Source organism: Agrococcus phoenicis, from assembly GCF_047302415.1.
Taxonomy (GTDB): domain Bacteria; phylum Actinomycetota; class Actinomycetes; order Actinomycetales; family Microbacteriaceae; genus Agrococcus.
The window spans coordinates 2,199,062-2,223,714 of the sequence record NZ_CP154854.1 but is presented as its reverse complement, the minus strand read 5'-3'; the positions used below and the strand labels follow the sequence as shown (position 1 = coordinate 2,223,714).

21 protein-coding genes are annotated in these 24,653 nt (G+C 67.9%); 16 read left to right on the top strand and 5 right to left on the bottom strand.

The genetic code is table 11. From position 1 onward, the window contains the following. Together AA0Z99_RS10650 and AA0Z99_RS10645 are read right to left on the bottom strand one after the other, a co-directional pair. Window positions 1-1,443 carry a purine-cytosine permease family protein gene (locus tag AA0Z99_RS10650; protein WP_413317163.1) on the bottom strand — a complete coding sequence of 481 codons (1,443 nt, stop codon included), beginning with the start codon at window positions 1,441-1,443 and terminating at the stop codon, window positions 1-3. Beyond that, the gene (locus tag AA0Z99_RS10645; protein ID WP_413317161.1) at window positions 1,440-1,679 is read right to left on the bottom strand and encodes a hypothetical protein; all 240 of its coding nucleotides are present in this window, start codon (window positions 1,677-1,679) and stop codon (window positions 1,440-1,442) included. Before AA0Z99_RS10645 ends, AA0Z99_RS10650 begins: the two co-directional genes overlap by 4 nt. A gap of 160 nt (window positions 1,680-1,839) precedes the next feature. On the opposite strand from AA0Z99_RS10645, the gene AA0Z99_RS10640 reads away from it, so the two are divergent. The 4 genes from AA0Z99_RS10640 to AA0Z99_RS10625 all read left to right on the top strand — a co-directional run bounded on the left by AA0Z99_RS10640 (window position 1,840) and on the right by AA0Z99_RS10625 (window position 7,484). Beyond that, window positions 1,840-2,637, top strand: a complete 798-nt coding sequence (locus AA0Z99_RS10640; protein ID WP_413317160.1) for a nitrilase-related carbon-nitrogen hydrolase — start codon at window positions 1,840-1,842, stop codon at window positions 2,635-2,637. A 94-nt stretch (window positions 2,638-2,731) separates the two neighbouring features. Continuing rightward, window positions 2,732-3,478: an LEM-3-like GIY-YIG domain-containing protein gene (locus AA0Z99_RS10635; RefSeq protein WP_413317158.1), complete on the top strand. Its 747-nt coding sequence runs from the start codon at window positions 2,732-2,734 to the stop codon at window positions 3,476-3,478. 99 nt (window positions 3,479-3,577) lie between these two features. After that, on the top strand, window positions 3,578-4,732 hold the full coding sequence (locus AA0Z99_RS10630; RefSeq protein WP_413317156.1) for a hypothetical protein: 1,155 nt from the start codon (window positions 3,578-3,580) through the stop codon (window positions 4,730-4,732). 58 nt (window positions 4,733-4,790) lie between these two features. Further along, window positions 4,791-7,484, top strand: coding sequence for a DUF262 domain-containing protein (locus AA0Z99_RS10625; RefSeq protein ID WP_413317154.1), 2,694 nt, complete (start codon window positions 4,791-4,793; stop codon window positions 7,482-7,484). A gap of 84 nt (window positions 7,485-7,568) precedes the next feature. On the opposite strand, the gene AA0Z99_RS10620 is transcribed toward AA0Z99_RS10625, so the two are convergent. Both AA0Z99_RS10620 and AA0Z99_RS10615 read right to left on the bottom strand, forming a co-directional pair. Further along, complete coding sequence (locus AA0Z99_RS10620; protein WP_413317152.1) at window positions 7,569-7,859, bottom strand: hypothetical protein; 291 nt, start codon at window positions 7,857-7,859, stop codon at window positions 7,569-7,571. Further along, complete coding sequence (locus tag AA0Z99_RS10615) at window positions 7,856-8,668, bottom strand: hypothetical protein (RefSeq protein ID WP_413317150.1); 813 nt, start codon at window positions 8,666-8,668, stop codon at window positions 7,856-7,858. The genes AA0Z99_RS10620 and AA0Z99_RS10615 overlap by 4 nt, the downstream gene beginning before the upstream one ends. On the opposite strand from AA0Z99_RS10615, the gene AA0Z99_RS10610 reads away from it, so the two are divergent. The 12 genes from AA0Z99_RS10610 to AA0Z99_RS10555 all read left to right on the top strand — a co-directional run bounded on the left by AA0Z99_RS10610 (window position 8,652) and on the right by AA0Z99_RS10555 (window position 23,208). Beyond that, window positions 8,652-10,637 (top strand): hypothetical protein, encoded by a 1,986-nt coding sequence (locus tag AA0Z99_RS10610; RefSeq protein WP_413317148.1) that lies wholly within the window; start codon window positions 8,652-8,654, stop codon window positions 10,635-10,637. The genes AA0Z99_RS10615 and AA0Z99_RS10610 overlap by 17 nt on opposite strands. Before the next feature lie 39 nt (window positions 10,638-10,676). Beyond that, entirely contained in the window at window positions 10,677-12,251 is a 1,575-nt protein-coding gene (locus AA0Z99_RS10605; RefSeq protein WP_413320842.1) for a type I restriction-modification system subunit M, read from the top strand. After that, window positions 12,248-13,408, top strand: a complete 1,161-nt coding sequence (locus AA0Z99_RS10600; RefSeq protein ID WP_413317146.1) for a restriction endonuclease subunit S — start codon at window positions 12,248-12,250, stop codon at window positions 13,406-13,408. Before AA0Z99_RS10605 ends, AA0Z99_RS10600 begins: the two co-directional genes overlap by 4 nt. 1 nt (window position 13,409) lies before the next feature. After that, a complete protein-coding gene (locus AA0Z99_RS10595) occupies window positions 13,410-16,592 on the top strand; it encodes a type I restriction endonuclease subunit R (protein WP_413317144.1) in 3,183 nt (1,060 codons plus the stop codon). 30 nt (window positions 16,593-16,622) lie between these two features. Then, window positions 16,623-18,230: a DUF6119 family protein gene (locus AA0Z99_RS10590; protein WP_413317142.1), complete on the top strand. Its 1,608-nt coding sequence runs from the start codon at window positions 16,623-16,625 to the stop codon at window positions 18,228-18,230. Between the two features lie 127 nt (window positions 18,231-18,357). Beyond that, the gene (locus AA0Z99_RS10585; RefSeq protein WP_413317141.1) at window positions 18,358-18,792 is read left to right on the top strand and encodes a nuclear transport factor 2 family protein; all 435 of its coding nucleotides are present in this window, start codon (window positions 18,358-18,360) and stop codon (window positions 18,790-18,792) included. 63 nt (window positions 18,793-18,855) lie between these two features. Then, window positions 18,856-19,290 (top strand): cytosine permease, encoded by a 435-nt coding sequence (locus AA0Z99_RS10580; RefSeq protein WP_413317139.1) that lies wholly within the window; start codon window positions 18,856-18,858, stop codon window positions 19,288-19,290. Window positions 19,291-19,314: 24 nt separating this feature from the next. After that, a complete protein-coding gene (locus AA0Z99_RS10575; protein WP_413317137.1) occupies window positions 19,315-19,950 on the top strand; it encodes a hypothetical protein in 636 nt (211 codons plus the stop codon). An 84-nt stretch (window positions 19,951-20,034) separates the two neighbouring features. Beyond that, window positions 20,035-20,253, top strand: a complete 219-nt coding sequence (locus AA0Z99_RS10570) for a hypothetical protein (protein WP_413317135.1) — start codon at window positions 20,035-20,037, stop codon at window positions 20,251-20,253. Then, entirely contained in the window at window positions 20,250-20,906 is a 657-nt protein-coding gene (locus tag AA0Z99_RS10565) for a cyclase family protein (RefSeq protein WP_413317133.1), read from the top strand. The genes AA0Z99_RS10570 and AA0Z99_RS10565 overlap by 4 nt, the downstream gene beginning before the upstream one ends. Before the next feature lie 136 nt (window positions 20,907-21,042). Next, on the top strand, window positions 21,043-22,023 hold the full coding sequence (locus AA0Z99_RS10560) for an NAD(P)H-quinone oxidoreductase (RefSeq protein WP_413317131.1): 981 nt from the start codon (window positions 21,043-21,045) through the stop codon (window positions 22,021-22,023). Between the two features lie 231 nt (window positions 22,024-22,254). After that, window positions 22,255-23,208 (top strand): SDR family oxidoreductase, encoded by a 954-nt coding sequence (locus AA0Z99_RS10555; RefSeq protein WP_413317129.1) that lies wholly within the window; start codon window positions 22,255-22,257, stop codon window positions 23,206-23,208. 39 nt (window positions 23,209-23,247) lie between these two features. On the opposite strand, the gene AA0Z99_RS10550 is transcribed toward AA0Z99_RS10555, so the two are convergent. Beyond that, window positions 23,248-24,504 carry an ATP-binding protein gene (locus AA0Z99_RS10550; RefSeq protein ID WP_413317127.1) on the bottom strand — a complete coding sequence of 419 codons (1,257 nt, stop codon included), beginning with the start codon at window positions 24,502-24,504 and terminating at the stop codon, window positions 23,248-23,250. Window positions 24,505-24,653 lie beyond the last annotated feature (149 nt).

Below are 24,653 nucleotides of genomic sequence, written 5' to 3'. Positions count from 1 at the left end.
TCAGCGCGCCTTCCGGAGGATGCGCTTGCCGGAGTGCAAGCGAGCGAGCAGCAGGTAGGCGATCGCCGCGACGACCGCGGCGGGCAGGCTCGCGGTGATCACGGAGAACGCCGGCTGCGTCTCGAGCGTGATCGGGTTGTAGAGCCAGAGGTAGAAGGCGGCGCCGAGCGCGAGCGCGATGATGCCGGCCCAGTTGATGCCGCCCGGGTAGGCGTACATCGTGCCGCGCTGCGCCAGGTGCATCTCGCGCAGGTCGATGCGCTGCTTCCGCAGCACGAAGTAGTCGGCGAGCGCGACGCCGCAGATGCCGGTGAGGAAGGCGCCCGAGACCGAGACGAACACCATGAACTGCTCGTACATGAACTGCGGGAAGAAGGTCATGATCGCCGGCACGACGAAGAACGACGCCGTGAGCACCTTCCACGGCACCTTGGCGAGCAGCCCGCCGGACGACTGCCGGATGGCGAGGATCGTCGAGTAGACGATCGACGACATCGACGTGATGTTCGCGAAGGCGATGAAGACGAGCACTGCCACGCCGAGCACCGCGCCGCCGAACGGCACCATCCACACCGTCGGGTCGGAGTCGCCGAGCGTGAGCGCTGCGGCCATGCCCACCACCTGAGCGATGAGCGTGCCGATGAGCAGCCCGCCGTATGCCGGCCACACGGCAGCCTTGCGGCTGCGCGTCATGCGGGCGAGCGAGCCCATCACCGGGTACCAGGAGACGCCCACGCCGACGTTGAACTCGACGGCCACCATGAAGTTGAGCGTCTCGTCCTCGAAGGGTGCGATCGGGGAGGCGGAGACGAGCGCATCCCACGAGGTGTTGGCGATGAGGAAGACCATCATGACGACGGTGATGACAGCGAGGCCCGGTGCGATGACCTTGTTGAAGCGACCGATCGTGACAGGCCCGCGGGAGAGCACCCACCAGGCGACGACGATCGCGACGAGCCCGCCGATCGTGACGACCGGCCCGTACTGGCCGAGGTCGGTGCCGGCGACCGTCGCGGCGACCTGGCTCGTCGCGCGGCCCGCCATGACGGCGAGCAGCGACGACCAGCCCATCTCCGTGATGAGGATGACCGTGAAGACGACGATCCCGACGCCCACGACGCCGAAGGCGCCGCGCAGCAACATGTACTGCTCCGAGCCCCAGCGCTGCGAGGCGACGACCGAGGCGAGCACCATGAAGCAGAGGCCGATCGCGTTGCCGATCAGCATCGCGGCGACGCCCGCCTCGAAGCCGACGAGCAGCGCCGTGGAGCCGCCGACGAGGAAGGCCCAGGTCGCGATGGCGAGGGCGGTGTTGACCCAGGTGAAGTCGAGCGCGCTCCAGCTGCGCTCGCTCTTCAGCAGCGGGAAGGTGCCGAAGACGTGGTCGCGCGCGAGCTTCGGGTCGGGCGCGGCGCTCTGCTGGCCAGCCTGCTGGCCGCTCACAGCGCCACCACCACGATGCCCACGACCACCGCGGCGACGGAGACCGCGACGTAGACGATGAGCTCGCGGCCCGAGAAGGGCTGGCGCGAGGCGTCGTGCAGCTCGTCGCGCTCCACGACCTGGATGCGGCGCTCCAGCTCGGCCGCGACGGCCGGGTCTGTTCCGGCGGCGATCATCTCGCGCTCGAACGCGGCTGCGCGCGCCCCGTCGGTGTCATGCGAGGGAGTGGGGCTCATCCTCGGCTCCTTTGCCGTGCTGCGGTGGAGGGTGCCGCCATCATGGCGCTAAACCCAATCGGTTTTGGTTTAGCGCAATACTGGGGCAACGCGGGCGCGCCCGTCAACATCGGCTTCGCCTCGATTGCCGACCGCACGATCGTGGACGAGGATGTGACGCATGAGCGACGACCGCACGCACGCCATCGCGGTGGCCCAGGCCGCGGCCGTCGTCGATGACGTCGATCAGAACCTGGCGACGCTCGACGGGCTCCTCGCATCCGCTGCGGAGCAGGGCGCCGAGGTCGTCGTGACCCCCGAGCTGTTCGCGACGGGCTACGCGCCCGACCGTGCTTGGAAGCACGACGGCTCGGCGATCCGTGATGCGCTCGCGTCGCTCGCCCGCGCGCACGCGGTCGCGCTCGTCGCGTCGTCGGTCGACACGGTCGGCGATGCGCACCACATCGCCGCATCCTTCTTCTCGCCCGTGGGTGAGGAGCTCACGCGCGTGCACAAGCGCCACCTCTTCGGCGGTGTCGAGCAGCAGTGGATGACGCCTGCCGCCGCCTATGGGCAGCCGGTCGAGTGGAGCGGCACGAGCTGGGGCGTGGGGATCTGCTACGACGTGGAGTTCCCGGAGTTCGCGCGCTCGCTCTCGGTCGCGGGCGCCGACATCCTGCTCGTGCCGACGGCGGTGCCGACGGTCGAGGAGGGCGTCGAGGAGCTCGGCGACGCCTGGCACTACTCGGCGACACAGATCTCCACGTTGCAGGTGCCGGCCCGAGCGCTCGACAACGGCGTGGTGATCGCGTACGCGAACCAGTGCGGGCCGGGCTTCACCGGCCGAAGTTGCATCGCGACGCCGTTCGGTCACAACGCGGTGCTGCTCAGTGATGAGCAGGGCATCGGCGTGCTGAAGGTGCCGTCGGGGGCGCTGAAGCGTGCGCGAGCGCTGAACACTTACCTGCGGGACGTCTGAGCCGCGGCCGCCGGGCAGGCAGACATGGCACGCCCGTGCCAGCTCGACCGGCGTTTCTCAAGAACCAAGCCGCTGTTCGAGGCACGATGGGCAAGTGCGGCCGATTCATGCATTCAGCCCCGCCGAGATCGAACGCCTGGGTTACTACGTCTATCTGTACTCCGACCCTGCCAACGGCCAGCCGTTCTACATCGGCAAAGGGATCGGCAACCGCGCGTTCTCTCATCTGAAAGACACCGCCGAGACGCAGAAGGTGCAGCGCATCGCAGAGATTCGCTCGCGCGGCCAGGAGCCTAAGATCGAGATCCTCGCATTCGGCCTCGACGAAGTCACTGCGTTCAAGGTGGAAGCGGCGGCGATCGACCTCGTGGGCTTCGAGAACCTGACCAACGCGCAGATCGGGCGCCATGCTCGACAGTTCGGGCGGAAGAGCATCGACACGGTGCATGCCGAGCTCGATGCGGCGCCCCTTGTCCGGATTGACCACGAGATGATGCTGATCAAGCTCAACGCGAGTTACCGCGCGGCAGAGGACGACGCGATGGCGCTCTACGACGCCACTCGCGGCACATGGCGCGTCGACCGGCACCGCGCCGCGCGGGCGGAGTTCGCGGCTGCAGTGTTCGGCGGTGTCATCCGCGAGGTCTACTCGATCGCTGCTTGGCTTCCCGCGGAGTCGACGCAGTATGCCGACCTCCGGCAGAACGAGCCGCATGACCGTTGGGAGTTCGTCGGCCGCATCGCCGCCCCCGGCGTTCGCGATCGCTACCGCTGGAAGTCCGTCGCTCATCTCTTTCCGCTCGGATCGCAAAACCCCATTCGGTACGTCTCGCCGACGTGAACGCAACGATCCTCGTCCTCGTCCCCCAGCGTCGTTGACCTGAGGTACGTTCGACTTCACCGGGCTAGCCGGCAACTGGGCAATGAAGCGAGACTGAATATGCACATCGAAGCGCGCGCCGCCGATGAATCCCCTGACATGTCGAGCGAGGCCCCCGCGTTGCTCGTGGACGTCGACCTCCAAACTGAGGCGAACGCGACCTGGATGGGCATGAACGAAGAGCAGCGCCGTGGCGCAGAGGAGTATGCGGTCGCGTTCCTCACCACGGCGATCCGGCTGAAGGGTGTCCGGATCGACCGCGAGCAGTTCCTGAAGGCCGAGCTGCACAAGCGTGGCACCTCTGGCGCTGTCATCCAGAGGGCGCTAGAGGAGAACCTCGCGGCAGCCGGCATCGCTCCCGCCGTGCTCGACGAGATGGCACTGGCTGCCATTGAGTTTGAGGCACGCAAGTCGACGGCCCTATCATTCGTGGCCGGCCTCCCGGGCGGCCTCGCGATGCTCGGCACGGTTCCCGGTGACATCGCCCAGTTCTACGTGCACGCCTTCCGCATCATGCAGAAGGTCTCGTACATCTACGGCTGGCAGTCCTTCCTCGAGGACACTGACGAGATCGACGACGAGACGCTCGGGATGCTGACGATGTTCCTCGGCGTCATGATGGGCGTCGGCGGCGCGACGGCTTCGCTGACGGCATTCGCGGCGAACGTCGCGCGCCCCGCCGTCCAGCGACAGATCGCAGGCATCGCGCTGACGAAGACTGCCTGGTACACACCGATGAAGCAGGTGCTCCGCGTGGTCGGCGTGCAGCTGACGAAGGACAGCTTCGCCAAGGCCGCCAGCAAGGTCGTGCCCGTCGTCGGCGGCGTCGTCTCCGGCGCGCTCACATACGTCATGCTCGGCGTCCAGGCCCGACGCCTCATGGATCATCTCCGCGAGCTGCCTCCGCCCGGGGTCGACGCCGCCGAGTACGTGCGTCTCATGACCGAGGCGCGCGCGGCGGCCGACGCGCAGCAGGAGGAAGGCGGCGGGGTCGCCGTCACCCGGGAGCGCGCCCTCGCCGCTGTGTCTGATGCCACCGACTACTTCCGCCCCATCGACCTCGACGGCGATGGCGTCGCCGATGAAGCGCGCGCGCTCACGGCACTCAAGGGTGCCGGGTCCGCAGCCAAGGACTTTGCGAGCGGCACGTCGGAACGGCTGAGCTCGCTGTTCCAGCGGAAGCGCGATGGCGAGCGCGGTGCCGAGGCCGAATGAGGTCTTGCGCTCGAACCAGTCGATCGAGTGCGTGAGATCGAGAGAGTGATGGTTCCCGATGCAGACGAGTAAGAAGACCCTCACAGACCTGCTGAGCGCGCCGCAGCATCTCAACGTGCCGATGTTCCAGCGCGCGTATGCCTGGGATGAGGAAGGGCAGTGGCAGCTGCTCTGGGAGGACGTCGAGCATCTCGTGGCTCTTGCCGTGACGGCGCCGACTGAGACCCACTTCCTCGGCGCGATCGTGCTGCAGCGTGCAGAGAGCCAGCCCGGCGGGCTCAGCGCCTGGGATGTGATCGACGGACAGCAGCGCCTCACCACGCTGCAACTGCTCCTCGACGCAGTCGCGGGCGCGCTCGAGCACGCGATCGAGGGAGGCGAGGCGCTCAGCGGGCGGCTCACCACCCTGACCGAGAACCCTCCCGCGTTCCGGTCCTCGGACGACGACCGCTTGAAGCTGACGCCGACCACTCGCGATCACGCCGCGTTCGTCGAGGTCATGACGGCGGCCGCGCCCGTCGACCACAGTCGCCTCGAGCATCGCTCGCACAAGCTGGCCAAGGCGCACCGGTTCTTCAGTCGTGCATGCCTTGCCTTCGTCGAGGCCGCGTCGGAGCCGATGCAACGTGCTCTTCGCGCCTCTCAGCTCGTCGAGGTGCTCCTCTCGAAGCTCGAGCTTGTCGTCATCTCGCTCGAGCAGAACGAGAACGCGCAGAGCATCTTCGAAACGCTCAACGCCCGCATGACTCCGTTGCAGCCGACCGACCTCATCAAGAACTTCGTCTTCCAGCACGCCGTTGCAGAGGGCGCTGATGTCGCGCGGATGTACGAGACACGCTGGCGTCAATTCGAGGACAAGTTCTGGGAGACAGAGGTCCGGCAGGGCCAGCTCTCGCGACCGCGCTTCGCGCTGTTCGCCAACCACTGGCTGTCGGCGAGGTTGCGGGAGCTGGTGCCGGCGACCGACGTCTTCAGGGCGTTCAAGAAGGTTGTCCAGACGAGTGCTGACTCGATCGCCGCCCTCGTCGAGGAGTTCGTCGCGAGCGCGCAGGAGTACCGCAGGCTCGTGGAAGCAGCCGAAGGCAGTGGTCAGATCGAGGGCCGTGAGCTCACGGTCTACCGCCTGCAGGCTGCGGACGTCGGAACCTTCTGGCCGCTGTTCATCTACGTGAGCGGCCTGGAGCGCCGGGCGCGGAACGCCTCGCAGATCGGCCCGTCGGTGGACCGCGTGTTCGCGATGGTCGAGAGCTGGGTCGTGCGGAAAGTGCTGCTGGGTCACTCGCTGACCCCGGCGCCGCGCTTCGCGGTCGAGCTCGTGCAGCGCATCGACGAGGCGCAGGGCGACCCGGCCGGGGTCGTCGAGGACTATCTGATGACCGCGCAGGGATTGGGCGTCTGGCCCGATGACGCCATGCTGGAGACCGGCCTCCCTGCCATGGCTGCGTACAAGCAGCTGAAGCGGTCAAGGCTCCGGATGGTGCTCGAAGCGCTCGAGGACGATGCGCGCGGGTTCGTCACCGGCCACGCCCGCACATCGCACGCGCGCATGACTCGGCACAGCAGCCAGGTGGAGCACATCATGCCGGAGGCTTGGCGAGCCAACTGGCCTCGTGGTGACCGCGACGAGGCCGAGCGTGACCGCCTCGTCCACAGTTTTGGCAACCTTGCGTTGCTGCCGCAACGCTTCAACGCCTCGGTAGGCAACCTCGGCTGGGGGCAGCGTTTCGGCGACGGCAAGCGTGAGGCGTTCCGCACGAGCTCGACAGACCTGCTGCTGCGTGATGTGCTCGAAGAGGACGTCTGGGACGAGGCTGCGATCGAGCGTCGTACCAAGCGCATGGTCGGGGGCATCCTTCGCACCTGGTCCGTGCCAGAAGGTCATGAGGTCGTCCAAGACATGGCGAGCGAAGCCGGGACGCGGGCGACGGATGTCGTGTTCCTGCTGGAGCGAGGAAAGCTCCACGACGGAGACGAGTTGCACGGGGCGGGTCGCTTCGCCCATCGCCGGGCAATCGTGCGCGCCGACGGATCGCTTGACGTCGACGGTCGTCGCTTCAATTCGCCGACCGCTGCCGCGAAGGCCGCGCGCGGTGACAACCGCAGCATCTCTGGCACCTGGTTCTGGCGCCTGTCGACGAGCGGGCAGTCGCTCATGGACATGCGCGTCGCCCTGGTCGGCTGGGAGGGCGTCGCCACCTCTCGCACTGATACGAGGATCACCCGCCAGTGGAAGATTCTGCGCCGCCTGATGGACGCGCTGCCGAGCGGCCGCTGGGCCTCCTACGGCGATCTGGCGGCCGTCATCGGCACGCACGCGAATCCATTGGGGCAGTACATCGCCACCAATCCCGTGCCGAATCCTTGGCGCGTGCTGCAGGTGTCTGGCGCCGTCTCCCCTGGGTTCACATGGCGCTCCGAGTTGCCGCAGGCCGGTCGTGAACCGCTGGATCTGCTCCGCGAGGAGGGTGTGCCTGTGGAGGGCGAGCGCGCCGCCCAGTCGCATCGGCTATCCCCTGAGGACATCCGAGCACTGCTCAGCTCCGAAGACGCCGCGACGCTGGCTCACGCAGGCGTCGGTGGACGCCACACCCCGGCGACCCTCGCGGATGAACTCGGCACGCATCCGAAGACCGTGCGCGAGGTGCTGCGCGAGCACGCGACTGCCGCGCGCCCCGTGGTCGGCACGGAGTGGGAGATCGACGACGAACTCGCCGACTGGGTGCGCGCGCGCGTCTCCGAGCGCTTCGCCTAACGTTGCGCTCCTGCCAGCGAGCAGGCACAAGACTGGCGGTCGACGGGGTGCAGCGCCGGTCGTGTGCTGACCCAAGTCGACAACTCAGGCGTGCAGCTCGACGTAGCCGAGCCGGTGCCAGTGCTCGAAACGCTCGCGCAGCTCGCGGTCGACCCGCTCGACGGCATCGGCGGGCAGGGTGCACGGGCCGCGCCCACCGCCCGGGGAGACTCCCGACGACTGCGCTTCAGGCCAGCGCAGCTCCATCGGGAGTCCCCGACGTGACTCGAGCCCGATGAAATGCTCAGTGTCGTCTTTGCAGATGAACTTGACGCGGACGCGGAAGCGCTGACCGGGTGTTGCGGCTTCCTCTCGATGTGGCAGCATGGTCGTCAATCGAGCGTGACGAAGCCCTGGGCGCCGCCGATCATGCCGACTTCCACGCGCAAGAGCCCATCGGCGATGCCCTCGGAGGGCACCATCAGGTACTCGTTGAATGACGCAGTGCCGCCGCTGTAGAGCTCCTGCATCTGGTTGTCGTCGGGTACGGCGACAGATGCATCCCAGGCCTCGTACGTCTCTCCCGAGGCCGCGACGTACGCGACCTGGATCTCCATCGTGCTGGCCGACTCGTCCCCGACGTAGGTGACTGAGAGCGGCACCTGGATGTACTGGAACTCGGCCTCCGGCGGGTCGTTGAACATGTTGCCCTCTGCGACGATCACATTCGCGTCGAGGTTCGTGGCGCCGACGACGAGCTCCCACTCGTCGGTCACGAGCTGGTCGCCCGCGCGCCACGGGTTGTCGCGCGTGCCCTGCTCGGCGGGCGGCTCCGCCGCTTCGCTCGAGGCCGCCGGCTCAGCCGTAGTGGGCTCGACGGCTGGCTCCTCAACCTCTGCCGAAGAGGCGGTGCCACCGGACGGGGCAGCGGCAGGCGCGGGCGGCATGAAGCATGCGGACAGGCCGAGGCTGGCGATCAGTGCAGCACTCATTGCGGCGCTGCGGGTGAGGGTCGAGTTCATCGGATGCTCCTCTCGATCGACCTTCATGTGCCGCGGGATGCGACGTGACGAGCATGCAGTCGGTCGCCGAAATCCGCACCAAATACGGCGATAAGGCCTCTTATCAAAACTTAACGCATGTCGGAGCACCACCGCACTTATGCTGAACGCGATGGAAGGGGGCTCGGTGACCACGATCGGCATGCAGGGCGTCGCGCGGCTCGCCCGCGTGCAGCGCCCTGTCGTGTCGATGTGGCGCAGCCGCACCCGTTCCGCAGAAGATCCGTTCCCGACGCCGATCAACGATGACCCGCAGCGGCCGACGTTCGACGCTGCAGAGGTCGGCGCGTGGCTCGCGCGCACGGGCCGCGGCAACAACCCTGAGGCGTTGCTCGACGCCGCGGCGTTCGTCGTGCCCCCGACTGCTGGCGCAGACTCGCGCGCGTCGCTGGCCGCGCTGATGACGCTGCGCGAACTGCACGGCGCACCGATCGCTGTGCTCGACGCCGCCGAGCTGCAGCGTCTCGCGCTCGAGGTCGATCCTGACGACGTGATGCTTCGTGCAGAGGTCATCGCCTGCGCCGACGAGCTTCCGCGGCTCGCGCGCCACGTCGACGCCGCGGTCGATGCCGACTACACGACGATCGCTGCCCTCTCGCGTCTGCTGGACGCATCAGACACCGACCGCGCGCTCGCGTTGGCCGAGCCGGCGCTCGACCTGATCGAAGCGGCGGCTCGCGGCATAGTGGCCGCCGCCGTCGAAGGCCGCGACGTCGCGCCGACGCTGATGCTGCCGGTCGCAGCCGCGGGCCCGCTGATGCGACGTCTGGTGATGGCTGCCGACCGGGAGGTCGACATCGCGGTGCGCGGCTCAGCCGATGGCGACCTGCGGGCGCTGCGGCGGATGATCGCCGTATCCGGCCAGGCGAGCGGCACGAGGACGCTCGCCGACGCGCCCGACGGCAAACCCGCGCTGCACGTCGTGCAGCTGCCCGTCTCGGGCGACTTCCCCGCTGTACGAAGCCTGACCGAGATCGACGACGTCGCGCTCTCGATGACCGATGACCAGCACTCCCTCGTCATCGGCCCGGCGTCGTTGCTGATCGAGCCGCTCAAGGGGGAGGCAGATCGACTGCGCGCGAGCATCCTTCGCCTCGGCCGACTGCGCTCGATCGTGCGGCTCCCGCGAGGGTGCGCTGTAGGCGCTTCGCGAGCGCATCTGGCCGTCTGGGTGCTGGGCTCGCCGCAGCACGATGTGCCGGCGGCCGATCGCTCGGTCGTGGCCGTCGACCTCGACGACCTCGATCTGACCCCGGACGTGCGCCACGATGCGGTGCTCGACCTGCTGAGCAGCCTCGGCGACCGCCACGAGAGGCATCTGCGCGCCTTCCGCTTCGGCCGGCCGGTGCCGTTGCGCTCCCTGCTCGCGCTCAGCGGCCGCCTCGTGCCCTCCAGGCCTCGTCGCCCCGACGTCATCTCCGACGCCGAGCTCGTCTCGCGCTTCTTCGAAGCGCGCAGCCGTGTGGAAGCGTTCGGCGAGCGAATGCCTCCGGTCGCCCCGCACGAGGGGCGCGAGGCGCCGCTTCCGCCCGCCGCGCTCGGCGAGCTCGTGCGCAACCGGCAGGTCCGCCGCATCCCGGGCACGCGCATCCCTGCGGACCTCTTCACGGACGACCCGCAGCGTGGCTTTCGCGTCATCTCGCCCAGCGAGATCCGGGGGTCGCGCGAGACCCGCTACGTCGACCGGCTGCGATTCGCGCAACTGGGCCGCACCGCCAGGCTCACCGAGCCCGGCGATGTCGTCGTCGTCGGCGGTGAGTCCCCGGCCGCGATGCTCGATCGCTACGGCGCCCTCGTCGTCGAAGCCCCCGCCGCGGTCCTGCGAGTCGACCGAGCTGCAGACGCGCCGATCGAGCCGGCACTGCTCGAGCATGACATCGAGCGCTTCGCGCGCGGCGACTGGAAGACCTGGCCGGTGCGTCGGCTCGACCCGGGCGTGCACCCGGCGATGCGCGAGTCGCTGGTCGACATCGTCGACCGCATGGGCGTGCTGCACCAGCAGCTCGCGCGGCTCGAGGAGTACGAGCGGGCGCTCGTGGATGGATTCGTCGCCGGCGTGCTCGCCCCTTCGGGTGAGCAGGCTGACGAGCAGACCGAAGAAGGAGGTCACTAGGTGGCACGCAAGGCAACGGTCGAGGCAGCACCCTCGACGATGAAGGAGCTCAAAGATACGCTGTGGAAGGCGGCCGACAAGCTGCGCGGGTCGATGGATGCGTCGCAGTACAAGGACGTCGTGCTCGGCCTCGTCTTCCTGAAGTACGTGTCGGATGCTTTCGAGGAGCGTCGCGGGAAGATCCGGTCGGAGCTCGAGGCGGACGGGCTCGACGAGGGGCAGGTCGCGCAGCTAATCGACGACGTCGACGAGTACGTCGGGCATGGGGTCTTCTGGGTGCCGGAGCACGCGCGCTGGACGTTCCTCGCCGCGAGCGCGAAGGGCGCCGAGGGTGCCGAGGGTGAGGGCCGGAAGTCTGCCGGGCAGTTAATCGACGACGCGATGAAGGCGCTCATGGACGAGAACGCGCCCCTCGCCGGCACGCTGCCTCGCGCGTTTAACCGCGACAGCGTCGACCAGCGGCGTCTCGGCGAGCTCATCGGCCTGCTCGACAACGCGCGCTTCGCGGGTGAGGGCGCCAGGCGGGCCCGTGACCTGCTGGGCGAGGTGTACGAGTACTTCCTCGAGAAGTTCGCCGCTGCCGAGGGCAAGCGAGGGGGCGAGTTCTACACGCCGGCGGGCGTCGTGCGCGTGCTCGTCGAGCTGCTCGAGCCGAAGAGCGGTCGCGTCTACGACCCGTGCTGCGGCTCGGGCGGCATGTTCGTGCAGGCCGAGAAGTTCCTCGAGGCGCACGACCACGAGGGCAGCGACATCTCCGTCTACGGCCAGGAGCACAACGAGCGCACCTGGCGCATGGCGCGCATGAACCTCGCGATCCACGGCCTGCAGGGCAACCTCGGCTCGTCCTGGGGCGACACGTTCGCGCGCGACCTGCACCCGGGGCTCGAGGCCGACGTGATCATGGCGAACCCGCCGTTCAACATCAAGGATTGGGCCCGCAAGGAGGACGACGCGCGCTGGCGCTTCGGCGTGCCACCCGCCGGCAACGCGAACTACGCCTGGATCCAGCACATACTCTCGAAGCTTGCACCCGAGGGCCGGGCCGGAGTCGTGATGGCCAACGGTTCGATGTCGTCGAACTCGAGCGGTGAAGGCAAGATCCGCGCCGAGATCGTCGAGGCCGATCTGGTCTCATGCATGGTGGCGCTGCCGGGGCAGCTCTTTCGCTCGACCGGCATCCCGGTCTGCGTGTGGTTCTTCGCGAAGGACAAGTCAGCGGGCAAAAACGGGTCGATCGACCGCACCGGGCAGGTGCTCTTCATCGACGCCCGCAACCTCGGTCACATGGTCGATCGCGCCGAGCGAGCCCTGAGCGACGACGACATCGCCCGCATCGCCGACACCTTCCACGCCTGGCGCGGCACCGAGTCGGCGCCGGACGCCTGCTCCTACGAGAACGTGCCGGGCTACTCTTACTCGGCGGCGCTCGCCCAGATTAAGGATGCTGACTACGCCCTCACCCCCGGCCGCTACGTCGGCCGCCCCGAAGCCGAGGACGACGGCGAACCCATCGAGCAGAAGCTCGAGCGCCTCACTGCGGAGCTGCTCGACCAGATCAACGAGTCCGACCGCCTGACAGCGGTCGTGCGCGAGCAGCTGGATCGCGTCTCGTGACCTGGCATAGCGTCACGCTCGGCGACATCTGCCGTTTCAAGGCAGGGACGGCATTTCCCAAGACCGAGCAGGGAAACCGCCGTGGAGCCCTTGGATTCGCGAAGGTAAGTGACCTCGGATCCGACGACCAGCGAGACCTTCGTCCGCCCAAGCATTGGCTGACCAGTGAACAGTTGGAGCGCATGCGCGTGACTCGAGCGCCGGGGGGATCGTCTCTCTTCGCCAAGATTGGTGAGGGACTCAAGTCGGAACGCGTCAGGTACGTGCGGGAGGACATAACTTTCGACAATAATCTCATGGCCGCGCTGCCAATCCGAGATCGCGTCGTTCCGGAGTTTCTTTATTACCTCCTGCGAACGGTGCGACTTTCCGAGATCGCCGTGGGCAGCGCATTGCCCTACATCAAGCAAACGGACCTGGCAGCGGTCGCCACGCAAGTACCGGCGCTGCCGGCACAGCACGCGATTGCCGAGGTGCTGGGCGCACTCGACGACAAGCTCGCTGCCAACGCGAAACTCATTGCGGCAGCGGACCGGTTAGCGACGGCGAAGACAAGGGCGGCCCTATATCCGTCCACCCACAAGCCGCTCAGCGAGCTTGCCGCGGTCACGATGGGATCCTCGCCTTCCGGCGAGTCCTTAAACGAAGACGGCGACGGGACTGTCTTCTATCAAGGCGTGCGTGACTTCGGCATCCGGACGCCGACGCCCCGGGTCTGGACCAAATCGGTCACTAGGTGGGCGCAGGCGGGCGACACGCTGCTTAGCGTCCGCGCGCCTGTTGGTCGAGTCAACATTGCACACGATGCGGTGTGCATCGGCCGCGGACTTGCGTCCATCCGCACCACCACGTCCACGCCCTGGACGCTGTTCAATGTGCTGAAGGTCCACCCTGAGCTTTGGGCTCCCTTCGACGCCGAGGGGACCATCTTCAGCTCGATCAACCGCTCCGGGCTTGAGGGGCTTGCCGTTCCCATCGTCCGTCCCTCTATTGCGGCCGATTTGGAAGCGGAACTGGCAACCATCGAGTCGCTTATCGCCTCGCTCGACCGAGAATCGACCCGCCTCGGGTCGCTCCGCGATGCTCTGTTGCCAGAACTGATGTCTGGCAGGCTTCGCGTCAAGGACGCAGAGCGAGCGGTCGAGGAGGCGGTGTGAGATGGCGCTGATCTCGGAAGCGACGTGGGAGGAGATCGCGCTCGAGACGCTCGCCGAGCCGCTCGGGTGGCAGCCCGTGCACGGCTCCGAGATCGCGCCCGGCACGGCCGAGCGGGATCGCTGGGACGATCCGCTCATCCGTCCGCGGTTGCTGGCGGCGATGCAGCGGCTCAACCCGCACCTGCCGCCACAGCACCTCGTGCAGGCGCTCGGCGAGATCGCGCAGCCGACGAGCCAGGATGCGATCGCTGAGAACCACCGCATCCACGAGATCCTCGTCGGCGGCTACCGCCTGAGCTACATCGACGAGCAGGGCGTCGAGCAGCACCCGACAATCCGCGTGCTGAGCGAGCGGCCGGAGGAGAACGACTGGCTCGCTGTCAACCAGGTGACGGTGCGCGACCGCGAGCACCACCGGCGCTTCGACGTCGTGCTCTATGTCAACGGCATGCCGCTGGGGATCGTCGAGCTTAAGCGCTCCAGCGCCGATGACGAGACGGCCGCCGCCCACGCGCAGGTGCAGACCTACGTGCGCGAGTTGCCGATGGCGTTCCGCTTCACCGTCCTCGCGATCTTCAGCAACGGGCAGACCGCGAAGTACGGCACACCATTCACGCCGCTCAACCACATCGCGCCGTGGAACGTGGATGAGGACGGCAGTCCTCTCGAGTACGGCTCGCCGGGCGCACCCGACACGGGGCTCGAGCAGGTCCTGGACGGGCTAGGCAACCAGGAGCGGTTTCTGCAGCTCGTGCGGCACTACACGGCCTTCGACGGCAGCGACGAGGGCCTGACCAAGCGGATCGCCAAGCCGCACCAGTACTTCGCCGTGACGAAGGCCGTCGCGGCGACGATCGAGGCGGTGCGCTCGAACGGCAAGGCCGGCGTCGTCTGGCACACCCAGGGCTCGGGCAAGTCGATGGAGATGGAGCTCTACTCGGCGCTCATAGCCAGGAAGCCGCAGCTCGGCAACCCCACGATCGTCGTCATCACCGACCGCAACGAGCTCGACTCGCAGCTCTTCGACGGGTTCTCGCGCAGCCTGCTGCTCCCTGAGCGGCCCCAGCGCGTCGGCTCGCGGCAGGCGCTGCGAGACGCGCTCGACGGCCGTTCCACCGGCGGCATCCTCTTCACGACCCTACAGAAGTTCGCACCCACGCGGGCCGAGCGCGATGCCGGCCTCGCGCATCCGCTGCTCTCCTCCCGCCGCAACGTCGTGGTGGTCGTCGACGAGGCGCACCGCAGTCACTACGACGACCTCGACGGCTACGCGCGGCACTTGCGCGACGCGCTGCCGAACGCGACGCTCATCGCCTTCACCGGTACGCCCATCTCCTTCGCCGAGCGCAACACTCGCGAGGTGTTCGGCGACTACATCGACATCTACGACCTCACGCGCGCGGTCGACGACGGCGCTACCGTGCCGGTCTCGTTCGAACCACGGCTCATCGCGGTCGAGCGAGAACTGAGTGAGGACCAGATCAACGCGGCCGCCGACGAGGCGACCGTTGGGCTCGACGAGGCCGAGCGAGCGAAGCTCGAGGCGTCGGTCGCCGTGCTCAACGCGGTCTACGGCGCACCCGAGCGCCTGCGGACGCTCGCCGCCGACATCGTCGAGCACTGGGAGCGGCGCCGCTCGGCCATGACGCCGTTCATCGGAGCTCACGGCAAGGCGCTCATCGTCGGCGCCACGCGCGACATCTGCGCCCGGCTCTACGCCGAGATCGTCGCGTTGCGGCCCGAGTGGCACGCGGATGCCGACTCGGCCGGCGTCATCAAGGTCGTCTACTCGGGCACCCCCGCAGACCCGCAGCCGATCAGCGATCACGTGCGGCGCGACAGCCAGAACGCGGCGATCAAGGAGCGGCTGAAGGACGTCGACGACGAGCTCGAACTCGTGATCGTCAAGGACATGATGCTCACCGGCTTCGACGCTCCGCCGCTGCACACGCTCTACCTGGACCGGCCGCTCAAGGGCGCGCTGCTCATGCAGACGCTCGCGCGGGTGAACCGCACATTCCGCGGCAAGCGCGACGGACTGCTGGTCTCGTACGCGCCACTGGTCGAGAACCTCTCGAAGGCGCTCGCCGAGTACACGCAGACCGACCAGGTGGAGCGACCCGTCGGCCGCGAGATCGACGAGGCGGCAGTGGTCGCGCGCGCGATGGTCGACGAGCTGCGACTGCTGCTCAGCGAGTACGACTGGCGCCGCGAGCTCGATCGCAACGACCCGCGCTCGATGGTGCGTGCCGTGACCGGCGCGGCCAACCACATCCGTGATGCCGCAGACCCGGCGAATGCGCCCGAGCTCGAGCAGGAGACACGGGCCGCGTCGTTCCGGAGGCTCACGGGGCAGCTGGCTCGTGCATGGGCGCTCGCCGGCGGCATGGCGACGCTCGCCGACCTCAAGCAGGAGATCCGCTTCTACGAAGAGGTGCGGATCCTCGTCGCGAAGTTCGACGCGCGCGAGCGGCAGGCCCGAGGAGAACCGGTGCCCGCGGACATCGCACGCGTGCTCGGCGACCTCGTCGCGAAGGCGACGGGCACCGGCGACATCGTCGACATCTACGAGGCGGCAGGCATCCCTCGGCCATCGCTGCACGAACTGCATCCCGAGTTCATCGCGAAGGCGCAGGCTGCGCCCAATCCGCAGCTCGCGATCGAGGCGCTGCGCGCGACGCTCGTCGAGGAGTCGAAACGAACCTCGGCCTCGAACCTGGTGCGGCAGCGGGCGTTCGCGGAGCGGATCGCCGAGGTGATGAACCGATACACGAACCAGCAGCTGACGTCGGCTGAGGTCATCGCCGAGCTCGTCGAGCTCGCGAAGGAGATCGCTGCGGACGTCGAGCGTGGCAAGCGCTTCTCGCCGCCACTGAACGACGACGAGCTTGCGTTCTTCGACGCCGTCGCGCAGAACGAATCCGCCGTCGAAGTGCAGGGTGAGGGCGTGCTCGCCGAGATCGCGCGCGAGCTCGTCGCGGTGATGCGCCGCGACGTGCGCACGGACTGGACGGTGCGCGACGACGTGCGAGCGAAGCTTCGCTCGTCGATCAAGCGGCTGCTCGTGAAGCACGGCTATCCGCCGGACCGGCAGCCCGAAGCGATCAGGCTCGTCATGGATCAGATGGAGCAGATGGCACCGCGGTACAGCGAGAACCGGCAGACCCGAGCGACGCGTCCATGATTGGGGATTTGCGTGCGCGAGGAGGCGAGCGTGGCTAAAGCCAGATTCACCATCTTCTTGCTGGACGGAGTTTCCGCCCCGGAAGACGCACTCAGTCCGGACGCGGCGAAGTCACCGACCGCCATCGAGCTGAGCCCTGCGAGCGGCCTGAGTGGACGATTCTTCCTTGTTACGAGAGCGCCGAGGAAGCCGCCGTGGGCAACGTATGTAGAGCCTCTGCTCGCCGCTCCCATCGATACGGCGAAGATTGCTTCGGCTTCCGGGCTCCTCGTTGTAGCACACGGCTCGAGGCACTTCGCTGTCACGTTCGGGCATGGTCGCTCGCTACTCGATTTGTCGAAAGTTGTGAGTCGCTTCGGGTTACGTGTCGTACTCAACCGAGTCGCGCCCGACAAACTCCGAAGCATCGACACCAAGACACTCGAGGACCAGGTCATCTCATCGGCGAGCCAAGCTAGTAGGAGCGTGGATGCTGCGGCATTCGGAATCGACTCTGCGCGCGACATCCTCCGCGCAGTCGCAGGAGATGCCGTTGACGAACGGCTCGGAAGCCGGATCAGTGGCTCTGACGCACTCGTCGTGGCGGTCGACCTGGAAGCGACAGGCTTGGCGACTGTACTCACCGAGGCGGCGGAAGCTTTCGGCGAGGCAGCCTACGAGGAGCGGTTCGGCTGGGTCGACGATTTACGGGCAGTTAGAACCGGTGCAGAGAGTGACGGCCTGAATGAGACTCTCATTCGTCAACTGCGATCAGGCGACACCTCAGGCATGCACCTCGCGATGCCTGAGGTCAAGTCATGGGATGAGATCGACACCTTCCTTATCACCGGAGCAAAGGGCCGAGAATTTTTCGACCTCGATCTCGATGAGTACGCTGAGGCGCTGCCCGACGGGTTCCGCAATGTCACGGTCAGTCAGTTGAAGTCGCGACGAGTGTCGATCAGGTGGGCCAGGAGCGGCGAAATCGATGCACAGTGGCCACTATTTAAGTGCCTCGTTGGCGAGGTTCGAGGAGCGGATGGGCAACTCTATGTGTTGAGCGACGGACAGTGGTACGAGGTGAGCGAATCCCTGACTGAGGAGATCGATCGCCAGGTGGCGACGATCGCGATTGACGTCGTTTCTGCGCCTGACGCACTCGACAACGAGAAGGAGGGCGCCTTCAACACGCGTCTCGCGGAATTTGCCGTCGATCGCCTGAGGCTCGACGGCGTGTTGGCCCGACCGCCTGGCGCCTCTAGCGACATCGAGCTCTGCGACGTGTTGACGAAGGACGGCACCTTCGTGCATGTGAAGCGCAAAAGTCGGTCGTCCTCACTCAGCCACCTGTTCGCGCAAGGGTCCGTCAGCTTCGAGACGTTTATTGAGAGCGCGGAATTTCGAGCGCGTGCTCGAGAAAAAATGAAGCAACTCAACCCCCCTGACTTGGCGGAATGGCTGGAGTTGCTTCCGTCCGGCGACGAGCCGGTTGATCGTGGGCGTTACCGCGTTGCCTACTGCGTGGTCGCCTCTTCCGCCCGGAGTGGCAACGATTGGCTGCCCTTCTTCAGTAAGCTGAATCTGGTGAATCATGCGCGGCAGGTTAGACGACTGGGCGCGGCGGCGACGGTGCAAAGGATTCCTGTCGTACCGGCTTGAGCGCTCGAGGCGGGGTCAAATCTGAGACGTTGAACTCTGTAGGAGGCCAGCCGCTACTGAGATGCGCGCGCGAGGCCTTGCGGAGGGTGCGTCGACACAAGGCGCAAGGGTGCACTAGACCTGTGCCATGACCCTCGATGACGAGATCCGCTTCGCAGCACAGGTGATCGTTCGCGCCTTCCGTGACAACGACGAGGAGGCGTACTTCGCCGGCTTCGTCGCGGACTGCTCCTTCGCCTTCCACGCCGACCCGGAGCCGTTGCTCGGCGCCGACGCCTGGCGATCTGCGTGGCGCGACCTGCAAGCGAGCGGCTGGCGCGTCACCGAGTGCCGCACGCTGTGGGACCACGTGCGGGCGGTCGGGGACGGCGGCGTCTACCTGCACGAGCTGGAGACGACCGCGGGCACTTTCGATGCGCTCGAGGCCTACCGCGAGCGGGATTCGATCGTCTTCGCCCGGCGCGATGGGCGGCTGCTCGCCGTGCATGAGCACCTTTCGCCGATCCCGGCGCACCACGACGATGATGCAGAGGCGGACGCGTTCGCCGATCGCGATGACTGAAGTGCTTTGGATACGCGGGCTTCGCCTGCCACTCCACCACTGGGGTAGGACCGAGGAGCGACCATGACCGACACCACCCGCCGCCGCTTCATCGACCGGATCGAGGAGGGCTCTGGCGGCTTCGGGCCGATCCGTGGCAACCGCGGCATGGGCCGCGTGCTGCTCATCTGGCTCGCCGCCAACCTCGTCGTCACGACGCTCCTCACTGGCACGCTCTTCGTGCCGGGCGTGAGCCTCGTCGAGGCGATCCTGTGGATCGTCGTCGGCACGCTGCTCGGCGCGATCGTGCTGACGCTCATCGGCATCATGGGCGTGCGCACCGGGCTTCCGACGATGTCGCTCACGCGTGGCTCCTTCCGGCTGCGCGGCTCGATCGTGCCCGCGATCTCGAACTTCATCGTGCTGATGGGCTGGTCGTGGCTGCAGGCGATGCTCGCCGGCATGTCGATCGACTGGCTCGTCTCGCAGGCGACCGGCTACTCGAACCCGGCGATGTAGGCGGCGATCTGTCAGGCGATCGTTGTGGCGCTCGCGATCTTCGGCCACGAGGGCGTCGCCCGCATCGAGCCCTGCTTCGCGCTCGTGATCCTCGCGATCATGGCCTACATCTTCGTGACCGCGCTCACGACCTACGCGCCCGCCGAGTTCGCGGCCATCGAGCCGGATCCGGAGGCCGGCATGACGAGCTCGCTCGTGTTCGACATCGTCTTCGCCACCGCCATCTCGTGGACGGTGCTCTCCGCCGACCTCACCCGGGTCGCCCGCACGCAGCGGGCTGGCGGCGTCGGCGCCTTCGTCGGCTACACGCTCTCCACCACGCTCACGATGACGCTCGGCGCAGTCGCGATCGCCTTCGTGCTGCTCTCCGGCGTCGAGGCGATCGCCTTCGATCCGGTGACGATCATCGAGGCGTTCGGCGCCCCGCTCGCGATCGCGATCTTCCTGTCGGTCATGGCGAGCAACACGATGGTCATGTACGGGATGACGCTCTCGCTCACGAACGCGCTCCCCACCCGCAAGCCGCTGCGCTTCCTGCCGACCGCGCTCGTCGTCGGCGCGATCGCGATCACCGGTTCGACCTTCCTCGGCTTGCTCGACCAGTTCACGACGTTCCTCTCGACCATCGGCGCCCTTTCATCCCGGTGTTCGCGATCATGATCGTCGACTACTACCTGATCCGCCGACGCGACTACGCGCGACATCCTCGAGCGCTCCGGCGGCGGCTACTGGTTCACCGGCGGCGTGCGCTGGGCGTCGATCGTCTCCTTGGCGATCGGCGCGCTCACCTACCTCGCGCTCGCCTTCTGGTGGTCGTCGCCGGTCGGCGCGGCGCTGCCGACCTTCGCGATCGCGTTCCTCCTCTACCGGGTGTGGGCGCGGGCGGCGAAGGTCGGTGGGGACGAGGCGGTCGAGTCGCGGCACCTGGCGGAGGTCGAGGGCGCCGAGGCAGACGCATCGTGATCATCGACCTGTCGCATCCCATCTTCAGGGGCATGCCGGTCTACCCGGGCGACCCGGAGGTGGCGACGGCGCCGGCCACGAGCATCGCCGTCGACGGCTTCGCCGTGACCGCGCTGCAGCTCGGCACGCACTCCGGCACCCACGTGGATGCGCCGTCGCACTCGATCGAGGGCGGTGCGGTCATCGACGAGATCGATCCGGCTCGGCTCGTCGGGCGGGCGCGCATCCTGCGAGTGGCGGCGAGCGATGGCGAGACGATCGGCGCCGCCGCGCTCGAGCAGCAGCTTGCCGCCTGGGACAACGAGCGGATCGCCCTCGTCCACACCGGCTGGGATGCCCACTGGGGCACCGCGCGCATGCTGCAGCACCCGTCGGTGTCGCTCGAACTGGCGGATGCGCTGCTCGCGCTCGGCGTCGACGTCCTGGGCGTCGACACGCTGAGCCCCGACCTCTCCGACATGGCGGCCGGCGAAGCGAGGGACGAGCCTCCGACGCTCGCGGTGCACGAGCGGTGGCTCGGCGCCGGCGGGCTCATCATCGAGAACCTGCGTGGGCTCGGGGACGTGCCAGGGGAGACGTGCGAGCTGATCGCGCTGCCGCTTCGGTTGCAGGCGCTTGACGGGTCGCCGGTGCGGGCGGTCGCTCGCGTCTGATTGCGTTGTGAGGGATGTCGGTTTCGACCTTGCCGACGTTCCCCGCCGTGTGTGGTTGAGCGTGCGAGGGTCAGCGGTCGGCGCGCTTCGATGCGCAACGCTCCAGGGCAGGATCAGCAGGAGAGAGGAGCACGACATGAAGGCGATGCAGTTCGAGGTGGATGGGCCGATGACGTGGTCGGAGGTGCCGGATGTCGCGCCGGCCGCGGGCGAGGTGCTCGTCGAGATCGCGGCCGCCGCGGTCAATCGCGCCGACCTGATGCAGCGCGCGGGCAAGTATCCCTCGCCCGCGGGGGAGTCGGACGTGCTGGGCCTCGAGTGCTCGGGGACGATCGTCGAGCTCGGCGAGGGCGTGACGGGCTGGTCGGTGGGCGACGAGGTGTGCGCGCTGCTCGCGGGCGGCGGGTACGCCGAGCGCGCGGCCGTGCCGGTGACCCAGCTGCTGCCGGTGCCCGAGGGCGTCTCGCTCACTGAGGCCGCCGCGCTGCCGGAGGCGGTGTGCACGGTGTGGACCGCGATCCGCGATCTGCCCGAGCCGGAGGCCGGCGAGCTGGCGCTGGTGCACGGCGGATCCGGCGGCATCGGCACGATGGCGATCCAGATGCTGCGGGCCCGCGGATGGCGCGTGGCGGCGACCGCGAGCGCGCGGCACCGCGAGCTGTGCGCGTCGCTGGGCGCGGAGATCGTCGTCGACTACCGCAGCGAGGACTTCGTCGAGGTGGTGCAGGGCGCGACGGGCGGCCGCGGCGCCGGGTTCGTGCTCGACGTGATCGGCGCCGACTACCTCGACCGCAACCTCGAGGCGCTCGCGCTCGACGGCGTGCTCACGGTGATCGCCGTGCAGGGCGGCACGCAGGCCGAGGTCGACCTGCGCAGGCTCATGCAGCGCCGCGTCACGCTTCGTGCGATGACCCTGCGCGCACGGCCGCGCGACGGGGGACGCGGCTCGAAGGCGGAGGTCGTGCGCCAGGTGCGCGAGCACGTGTGGCCGCTGCTCGCCTCGGGCCGGCTGCAGCCGGTGATCGGCGCGACGGTGCCGCTCGTCGAGGCTGACCGCGCGCACGAGCTGATGGGCTCCCCGGGAGCCCCGGGCGGCAAGCTGCTCCTCGCGCGCTGACGCCGTCTCCCGCGCAGGTGATGCTCGCCCGGTGCGGGTCTGCGAAGTCGTCGAGGATGTCGACCGCATGCTGCACGGAAGCAGCAGAGCGTTCAGGACGGATTCATCGGCGCAGCCGTGCTGCAGTGGCCGCCGGGTGGGCGTTTGGTGTGAGTCTGCCCCGCACCTTGTACCCCACCCATCCGCCTCAATAGCGTGGAGAGCCCGGAACGGCCAATGCGAGGAGCGGACATGACCGACCAGACCAACGCGAGCGCAGCGCACGCCAGCGCCGACGACGCCGACCACGAGACCACCGACCAGCTGGCCTTCCAGAACCCCGTCACCCGATACCCGGTCATCGAGCCGCCCGAGCAGGATCAGGCCGAGCCGGGCCTCGACCAGCAGCTGCTCCCCAAGAGCGACCGCGGCGAGCGCTCCTACCGCGGCACGGGCCGCCTTGAGGGCCGCAAGGCGCTCATCACCGGCGGCGACTCGGGCATCGGCGCGGCCGTCGCGATCGCCTTCGCCCGCGAGGGCGCCGACGTCGCCATCAACTACCTGCCCGACGAGGAGCCCGACGCGCAGGAGGTCAAGCGCATCGTCGAGGAGGCCGGCCGCACCGCCGTGCTGCTGCCCGGCGACCTCACCGACAAGGCCTTCTGCGAGTCGCTGGTGGCGGACGCGGTGCAGGGCCTGGGCGGGCTCGACATCCTCGTGAACAACGCGGGCAAGCAGATCGCGGCGAAGAGCCTCGCCGAGCTGCCCGACGAGCAGATGGTCGACACCTACGCGGTGAACGTCTTCGCGATGTTCCGCATCACGCGGGCAGCGCTCGAGCACCTGCAGCCCGGCTCGACGATCATCAACACCACCTCGGTCGTCGCCTACATGGCGCCGGAGGTGCTCGTCGACTACGCCTCGACGAAGGCCGCGATCAACAACTTCACGAAGAGCCTGGGGCAGCAGCTCGCTCCGCAGGGCATCCGCGTCAACGCGGTCGCGCCGGGCCCGATCTGGACCCCGCTGCAGCCCTCCGGCGGCCAGCCGAAGGAGGCGCTGCCCGAGTTCGGCCAGTCGACCCCGCTCGGCCGCGCCGGCCAGCCCACCGAGCTCGCTCCCGCCTACGTCTTCCTCGCCTCGCCCGAGTCGAGCTACGTGATCGGCGAGACGCTCAACGTGAACGGCGGCATGCCGACGCCGTAGGGCGGGGCGCCGTTCGCCGGTCCCGTGAGCCAGCCGTGCTTACGGGGCCGGCTCCCAGAGGACCGAGATCGGAGCCCCAACCAGTCGATCCGCGAAACGATAGCCGCCTTCGGACGTGCCTAGCACGATGCCACCGATGAAGCGTTCACCGAGGGCATCGCGCAACTTCTTCAGGCCGAGGAACTGCTTCGCGCTGTATGAGCTCGAAGCCTTCACCTCGATGGCGATCACGCCGCCGTCGGCCAGCTCGATCACGAGATCGACTTCGAGGCCGTCACGATCGCGATAGTGGAAGAGTTCGAACTCCTCTCTTGACCACGTCTGCTGCTTGAGCAGCTCTGCCGTAACCCACGACTCGAGAAACGACCCAAGAGCTTCGCCATAAGGGATGGATCGAAGCTGATCGCGAGTGACGCGGGCGAGGCGGGTCGCTACGGCACTGTCGAGCACGACGGTTTTCTGGCGCCCGATCTCGCGCTTCGCCAGGTTTGGCGTCCACGGCGGGACGGTGGTGATCAGCCCGACATCCCGCAGCAGGTCCAGATACGCCGGGAGCGTGGTCCTCGGGATGTCCACTTCGGCGGCGAGCCGCGCGAGCACGAGCTCCGACGATTGCCGACCAGACAGTGCTCGAAGGAGAGCCATCGCCCGAGCCGGTCGAACCTCACGCCGCAAGTCCGGGAGATCTCGCGTCACGACCGCCTGGAGGTAATCGTCGATCCACTCGGCTCGGTCTCGCTCAGCGAAACCCGAAGCTTCGGGGAATGAGCCGGCGGAGATGATGGCCGAGTACCCGGTGCGCGTGTGCGTGCCGGTCGATCGAGCGAATTGGTCCAGTCCCAGCGTGCGCACCGAATGAACGAGATCGTCTTGTTGCTGGAGGAGTTCCCCTTGGCTGAAGCCATGGAGTCGAAGGCGGGCCGCGCGGCCAGCGAGGCTGTCCGCTGTGCCGCGCACCGAGAGCAGGCTGGCGGATCCGGTCACGATGAAACGGCCGGGTCGCCGATCACGATCGATTGCCGACTTGAGAGCGAGCGTCAGTGCAGGCATGCGCTGCAGCTCGTCGATGACGAGCTGCTGGCCGCCGCCCTGCATGACGAAGCCTTCTGGGTCTTCTCGAGCCGCGTCACGGACCTGTTCGTCGTCGAGGGTCACGTGCACGGCGTCCTCGTCAGCGATCTGCTGCGCCAATGTGCTCTTCCCGACCTGCCGCGCTCCTTCGATGATCAGCGCGGGGGAGCGTGCGAGTCGTCGCGCGGCAACTGGTGTGGCGTGGCGAGCGATCAGGGGAGCCATGGCTCCACGATAGTTCGAGTTCGGCAGTTCGCGATAGTAGGTTCGGCATTTCGCGACGTAGAGTTCGGCAGTTCGCGATAGCGAGCTCGGCACTTCGCGGCACCGAGATCAGCGCTTCGCGTAGCCGTTCTCGGGCCAACTCCCGGACC